Origin of the sequence: Pseudomonas avellanae BPIC 631, from assembly GCF_000444135.1 — a bacterium.
GTDB lineage: Bacteria > Pseudomonadota > Gammaproteobacteria > Pseudomonadales > Pseudomonadaceae > Aquipseudomonas > Aquipseudomonas avellanae.
The window spans coordinates 1-240 of record NZ_ATDK01000176.1; the positions used below are offsets into that span (position 1 = coordinate 1).

At 57.5% G+C, this 240-nt stretch carries 1 protein-coding gene; it reads right to left on the reverse strand.

Annotated elements, in window-relative coordinates:
- Positions 1-240: IS91 family transposase (locus DW49_RS0107595; RefSeq protein WP_029774644.1), on the reverse strand; the 240-nt coding region annotated here is incomplete at both ends.

Below are 240 nucleotides of genomic sequence, written 5' to 3' on the forward strand. Positions count from 1 at the left end.
CCGAAAGTGCTTCTCCGGGATGTGCTGCACCACCCGGCGCAGCATGTCGGTCTGGCTCAGCGTTTCCTGCTGATAGGTCTTGGTGCGGTGATCCAGGTAGGTAAAACTCAAGGTCGCGCTGTTGGTGTAATGGGCCAATCGGCTGCCCGAGATGGGCGGTTTTTTCAGGTAGCGGCCCAGGTAATTGACGGTCTTTCGGCCGTTTTCCGTCTTCTTCGACAAGTGGATGTGCCAGTGCTG